Source organism: Candidatus Chloroploca mongolica, assembly GCF_004762035.2.
In the GTDB taxonomy this organism is placed as follows: domain Bacteria; phylum Chloroflexota; class Chloroflexia; order Chloroflexales; family Chloroflexaceae; genus Chloroploca; species Chloroploca mongolica.
In genome coordinates this window covers 1-6,324 of the sequence record NZ_SIJK02000120.1, presented here as the reverse complement: position 1 = coordinate 6,324, position 6,324 = coordinate 1, and the positions used below count along the sequence as shown (strand labels likewise).

The window sequence follows — 6,324 nt, the reverse complement described above, 5'->3', positions numbered from 1 at the left end:
CGGACGAGGCGGTTGGTGTTGGAGGCGTGGGATCGGAAGAACGACAACCACTAGCAGCAGGGAAGAAGGCACAAAGAAAATGCCAGAGAAACTTCAAGACGTGATCCTACTCCGACGCTGTCCAGCCTGCAAGGCGCAGCACTTCTACGCGGTGGAGATTGAGCGGGCTCCCTTCCTGGGCGCGAATCCGCTGCCAGTGCGCCCGCTCAAAATCACACGGTTGTTCACCTGCCCGACGCAGGACGAAGACTTCATGATCGAGTTCTACCTTATCCAGCCGACGCGGGTAAGCTACCAACGCGTCCAGATGATTGGGTTGCTCGCCGACCCGGCTGACGGGTCGCCACCGGATCTATCGACCCACTACTTCGACCAGGCAGGTCTCAGTAAGTATCTGCGCGCCAACGGGGTGAGCAACGCATCGCTCCTGGTGCCACCGGGCGGATTGCCCTTCGGCCCGCTGAATATCGTTTGTGTTATCCAGTAGCGAGGTTCCAATGTCTGAAGACCGCGTCGTTGTACGCACTCTCACGCCCCACACGCGAGCGCTTTACGAGGCCGGCAAGAAGTTGATCGTCGACTCAGCGGATGTGGGGCGGGAATTCTGCAAGTTCATGATCACCACGAGCATTGGGGCCATTCCGATCTACCTTGCGCTACTAGAATTCTCAGGCATTAAGGCGGCCATGCCAACCCTGGCGTTTTGGCCACGCGTGCTGCTCTGGTCGCCCGCGCTCTGCTTCACGCTCGCTGCCCTGCTCTTCATGGTGGGCTACTTCCCCAAGACAGGCGAGATCAGCTTGGACATTGTCGAAGAGATCGTGGCACAACGTGAGCGGCTGCTGACCCGTCAGATGCAGTGGATCATGATGGCAACAACCGCGCTGATGATCGGTATTCTGGGCTCTGTCTTCACCTTCTTCCTGCTACCGTAAGGAGATCGATTTGAGCAACAGTAACCTAACGGCCGAGCAGTATCTACAGCAACTCCAGTTCCACGCCATGCTCGAAGTGGGCATCTTCCCCGAGATCGAAGCGGAGAAGCTGCGCACATCGCTCCAGGCCGCGCTCAACCAGCTCCCTCCTGAACAACTGCGCCAACAGGTATTGGCGGAGATTGAGGATTTCGAGCGAGACCGCCAGCGGGAGCGAGACCGCCTGATGAGCGATCCACAGCTACGGGTGCTATTCGACCAGGTTTACCCCGGCAGTCGGGTGCTCACTGAGGAGGAACTGGCGGCGACAGCATTGCGACTGTCTGCCACGCCTGAGCAGTTTGAGGCGTTCTGGCGAATCGCTATGCCGACGCCGTACGAGCACCCGCTCTTCCATCGCGCTCTGGTCGTCGTCAAACCGCTGATCGAGAAGGCGGTCGCGAGGCTGAACCTGAGCCCCAGCAGCCTCCCGCTTATTGGAACCCTCCCAACCGGCGAGTTTCATGCCAGGGTTATGCCCGTGCCAGACTCCGCGCAATCCCTGGTTCTCTTCAACAATGGCTGGTTCGCCTTTCTGCTGCGAGCAATCCCGATCCTCTTCCGCTATATTAACTCGCTGCAGCCGGCCATCCAGTCCCTGACCCGCAGCGAGATCGAGCGACTTGCCCCTGGCGAGGCGGTACTGTTGAAGGCACTTTCGCCAAAAGATCAGGTAAAGGCCATCGTTGCGGCCGACCTGTACAAGCTCATGGCTGCCTACCTCACGACCCTGAACCCAAGCAAGACGCCATACGCATTTAATCAACTGCCGGATCCGTTCAAGATGATGGTCACGGCCCATTGGCTGCAACCGATCCAATTCTTCGTGATGGCCCACGAGTATGGTCACCTGATCAACGGCGACCTCGATCCGGCCAAGGCCATCTTGGCAAAGATCGGCGATGAAATCTTCGCCTATCAGGAGACCTCCTGGGACGACGAATTTCGCGCTGACGAGACTGGTATGCGCATCGTCCTCAAGGCCTGGGAGTCTAGTCATGCACGGCACGTTCCGGGTGCCGCCATCGATATCTTCTTCATTCTGGTCGAACTGCTTGAGCAAGCGCGAGCGCGGCTCACCTTTGGGAACGCTGATGGCGGTGATAACAGCTACCCGCCTGCGGGAGAACGTAGGGAACGGGCGCGGATCTGGATGCTGGCGAACGTGGAGCCGAAAACGGCCACCTACTTGGCAAATCTCTACTGGGCCTTCGACGACCTATACCGTACACTCTCTAGCTCCATTCAGGTGAGTTTCATCGCCTTGCACGCTCAAGGTGTCCGTCCGATGGAACCCTGGACGCGGAGCATATTCCATCTCTACCCGGATCGGGGTATGTAGCAGAACCAAGATTATTTTCGAACCGGAGCATGTATGTCCCACATCAATCTCCCCGCCTCGCAGCCCTTCTACGATGCCGCTCAGGCTTTCGTTGCGCTATGCCTCCGTGAAGACCGTTCGCTCTTCACGCCAGACGTGGCGATCTGGACGCAGGCCAAGCTCAACGAGTTGCACCGCCGCTTCAACGACGACCCCGACACGAGCGGCGGTAGCTTCGCGCAGAAGTTCGAAAAGCAGCTCGCCGGTGCCGACCCGGCGATCTACCAACTCGCCGGTGAGGTGATCTACGTCCATCTGCTGATCGCCACTGGTACCATCGGCGGCGGGGCCAAGCGCACGCTCATTCACCGTGTGCTCGGCTGGTCGCCGCGTGGCGTGACCATACCCACAGAGCTCGATGCGGCCCTCGACACCGGTCTGGCCCGCGTCGGCACCGCCTTCCTGACCTATCGGCCCTTCCAACTCTGGTTCCTGATCGACTTTGCCCGCGCCTGGAAGGGCCTCCCTGCCGATGAGCGCACGCAGTTGCTCGCCGACCCCTGGGCCTTCAAGGCGATGGTCTTTGCCCTGCCGATCAGCCGAGCCTACGCCCAGCGCGAGGCCCTGCTCCACATCGTCCACCCCGACACCTTTGAGGCGATTGTCTCGCGCGAGCATAAGCGCACCTACGTCGCCACCTTCCACGATCTGGTTGCCACGCCCACGGGAGATGTTGATCGCGACCTGGCCCAGATCCGTGCCGCCGTTGACCAGCGCTTTGGCCCAGGGCATGGACTCTACGCCATTCGCGATGGCACGGTGATCCCGCTGCCATCCGCAGGGCCGCTGCCGCGCACCCTCGGCACTACGCTGAAGCCCTATGTGCGCCTCGCTGCGCTGCTGGACGGGCCGAGCTATACGCCAGCCCAGATCGTCGAACGCCTCGCCCGGATCAGTCCGCCCGTGGCGAACCTCACCGCACTCCCTGATCCCGAAGCGCTCGTCGGCGATCTTCTGCGGCTGCGCTTGCTCAAGCCACATGAGGCCGGCAGTACCTATCGCCGCTGGCCGTACCTCGACGGCGCCATTGAAAACCAGGTGCTCCGCTATGCCGCCCTGACGCTGCTTGTGCCACGCGGTGACGGACGCCACGAGTTGCCGGCCCTGCGCGCTCCGCTCGATGGTGAGGCCCATCCTACGGCGGCTTGGCCGTACCAGGAAGCCTTGGTCGCATGGTATGAGGAGGCGGGGTTGGTGCGGGCAACGGGCGATGGGTACTGGCAGGCTCTCCCTGCGGCGCTGAGCCCGCTGCCAGACGATAACGACTGCGCCCGCGCACTCAATACCTTCCTTGGCTATCTGACGGAGGCCCGCGCCGGCCAGGCGGGGCTCCCACCCATCACCGACGCTGCGCTCCCACTCCTTGATCCGAGCGTCCTTGAGGAGCGGATCGCCGAAATCCAGCGCGTGTTACTCATCGACCGCAGCACTATGCTCCGCATCTATCGTGCGCTCGTCGCCGGGCATCACGTCATCCTCAGCGGCCCGCCCGGCACCGGCAAGACCCACTTGGCCACACTGCTCCCGCGGGTGCTCTGGCGCGACGCGGATCCTATGGTGCAACGCACGATGGGCACTGATCCGCGGATCGCACCGACCGAGCCGCCCGAGGATCACCTGGTCTATCGGGACGGCTATGTGGCTGATGTCGTCACTGCAACCGAAGACTGGGGCGTGCGGAACGTGATCGGCGGCATTACGCCCCAGGTGCTCCGCGAAGATGGCCGCGCAACCCTCGTCTACCAGGTGCGCCACGGCTCCCTCACCAAGGCCGTCCTGCGCAACTACGCTGGTTATGATGGCAGCACGCCACCGACCACCTTCCAGCGGACGGACGTGCTCGATGGCGATCAGCGCTGTCGTGGGCGCTGGCTTGTGATCGACGAGTTTACGCGAGCGCCAATCGACGCCGCCTTCGGCAGCCTGCTCACGACCCTGGGTGGGCAGCGCAGCCCGTTGGCGGTGCCGACCGACGATGGCGAGGTGAACGTGCCCCTGCCGCAGGACTTCCGCATCATTGGCACGCTGAACAGCTTCGACCGGCACTTCCTCAACCAGATCAGCGAGGCGATGAAGCGCCGCTTCACCTTCATTGACGTGCTGCCCCCAGGGCCACACCTGGCCGACGCAGAACGCGGCGTTGCGGCTTCACGCGCCCTGCGGCGTCTCGAAGAACAGGGGCTGCTCGAACTCGGGGGCGCTGCGGCGGCAGACGACTTGAGCTGGGAGGACGTGCTCACCATCACCCGCACTCAACGCGACGCGAGCGACGCCCCAAGCTATGCGTTGGTGTGGGATGACGAAGACGGCGCACGCGCCCTCAACACCTTTTGGCGCATCTTCCGCACCATCCGCGTCTACCGACAGCTCGGCACCGCCCAGGCCGAGGCCGTCTGTAGCGCCCTCTTCAGCGGTCATCTGATCGGCATGGGCTGGGAAGAGGCCCTCGATGCGGGCCTGGCCGACACCCTCGCCGATCAACTGCAGGTGCTCACCCGCGACGAGCAGCGGGTGCTGCTGGCCTACCTTGACCATGCTAGCGACCCGACGCGCTTTGCCGAACAGGTGCGCCAGATCCTCGGAAGCGTGCCGGTGGCCCGGCAGATGGGGCACCTGGCCCAGCTTCGCAATGCCGATCATCAACCCGACGGCGACGCGATCGACGAAGTGGACAGCGCCACACTCACCCCGGCCCAACTCGGGCGCATCTTTGCCCTTGAAGCTCCGTTGGCGGTGGGCGGGCGCGGCCTCTTCGCGCAACGGATCCGGGCCTTCGTCGGCGAGCGCGGACTGTAGCGATGGCACCGCTGCCAACACCCACCGAGGTGGCCGCCTATGGCGCGATGCAGGCGCGCCTGGTTGCCTTACTGCTGCGTTACGACGAGGGCGGCTTTGGCCGCCTGATTGGCCCACGCGCCAGCCACGCCGCAGAGCGGATGGATGCAACGCTGCAACGCTACCGCGACCTGGGTGCCGTCTTTGTGCTACGCGACGCGTTGTTTGAGGACATCCTGCCGCGCATCGTGCGGCGGCTCAGCTTTGCGTCACCGCGCACCCTGATCGTCGAAGAGCCACCCGCCCGCGGACGGATCGACTGGGGACGCAGCCTCGACAGCGCCTGGGCCGAGCGCCCCGGCGAAGCCCCGCTCTTGCTCCACACCCGCCAGCGCCGGCGCGACTTCGCCACCCCAGAGAACCTGCTCACCGTCATCACCCTGCTAGAGTATCACACCGAGGTGCAGCGTCTGCTCTGGGACGAACAGATGACCGCCGGGAGCATGGCCCTGCGCCACCCGCTCAACGAACTAGCCGAGCGCTGCGAGCGCGAACTCGCCTTCCCCCAATTCGCAGGCCTCAGAGGCGCGGCCCAACACATGCTTGATCAAGCGCGGGGCGGCGCAGAGAGCCTGGAGCATCAGGTACAAGAGCGGCTCATCCCTGGTGGCAACAGCGCCTACGAAGATCTGCTCGCGTGGCGGGCGCGCCTCCGCGCCCTGCGCCTGCTGCGGCGGAGTGAACCGGCCACCGACGATGTGCTGGGGGCCAACCCCGAGCGCGACAACTACCTCTACCAGGTCTGGATCTTCTACGAACTGGCCGACCTGCTCCAGGAGCGAGGCCGCCTTGAGCGCGTGAACCCCCGCCAGGGGCAGATGGCGCTGCGCTTCCGCTGGGGCGACGGCGACGACGCGTGCGTCTACGAGCTCCGCCACGATCAGGCCGTCCCCATTCCGCCTGCCCGCTGGGGGGCAACGCCGCTCCGCAAATACGCCGTACCGGGCGTCCGGCCCGACTTCTACCTCTGGCGTGTAGCGCCAGCCCCGGCCCGCGTTGAGCACAACGGCGTCCTCTTCTGGCGCGAGCCCGGCGTCGTATGGGACGCGAAATACTATCGCGAGCGAGAGCGTGCCGCAGCGCCATCGTCGCCCATCAAGCGCATGATCGCCGACCTCACCCTGCTCGGCGAGC

The 6,324-nt window shown here is 64.0% G+C and carries 5 protein-coding genes; all 5 read left to right on the top strand.

The window, feature by feature from the left end; translation table 11 throughout:
* Nucleotides 1-79 precede the first annotated feature (79 nt).
* Nucleotides 80-487, top strand: coding sequence for a hypothetical protein (locus tag EYB53_RS24825; protein ID WP_135482217.1), 408 nt, complete (start codon nt 80-82; stop codon nt 485-487).
* Between the two features lie 10 nt (nt 488-497).
* Nucleotides 498-935 (top strand): hypothetical protein, encoded by a 438-nt coding sequence (locus EYB53_RS24820; RefSeq protein WP_135482215.1) that lies wholly within the window; start codon nt 498-500, stop codon nt 933-935.
* A gap of 10 nt (nt 936-945) precedes the next feature.
* Nucleotides 946-2,316 (top strand): M48 family metalloprotease, encoded by a 1,371-nt coding sequence (locus EYB53_RS24815; RefSeq protein ID WP_135482213.1) that lies wholly within the window; start codon nt 946-948, stop codon nt 2,314-2,316.
* A 33-nt stretch (nt 2,317-2,349) separates the two neighbouring features.
* Nucleotides 2,350-5,151: an AAA family ATPase gene (locus tag EYB53_RS24810; RefSeq protein WP_135482211.1), complete on the top strand. Its 2,802-nt coding sequence runs from the start codon at nt 2,350-2,352 to the stop codon at nt 5,149-5,151.
* 2 nt (nt 5,152-5,153) lie between these two features.
* A partial coding sequence (locus EYB53_RS24805; protein ID WP_135482209.1) for a hypothetical protein occupies nt 5,154-6,324 on the top strand: 1,171 nt, incomplete at its 3' end.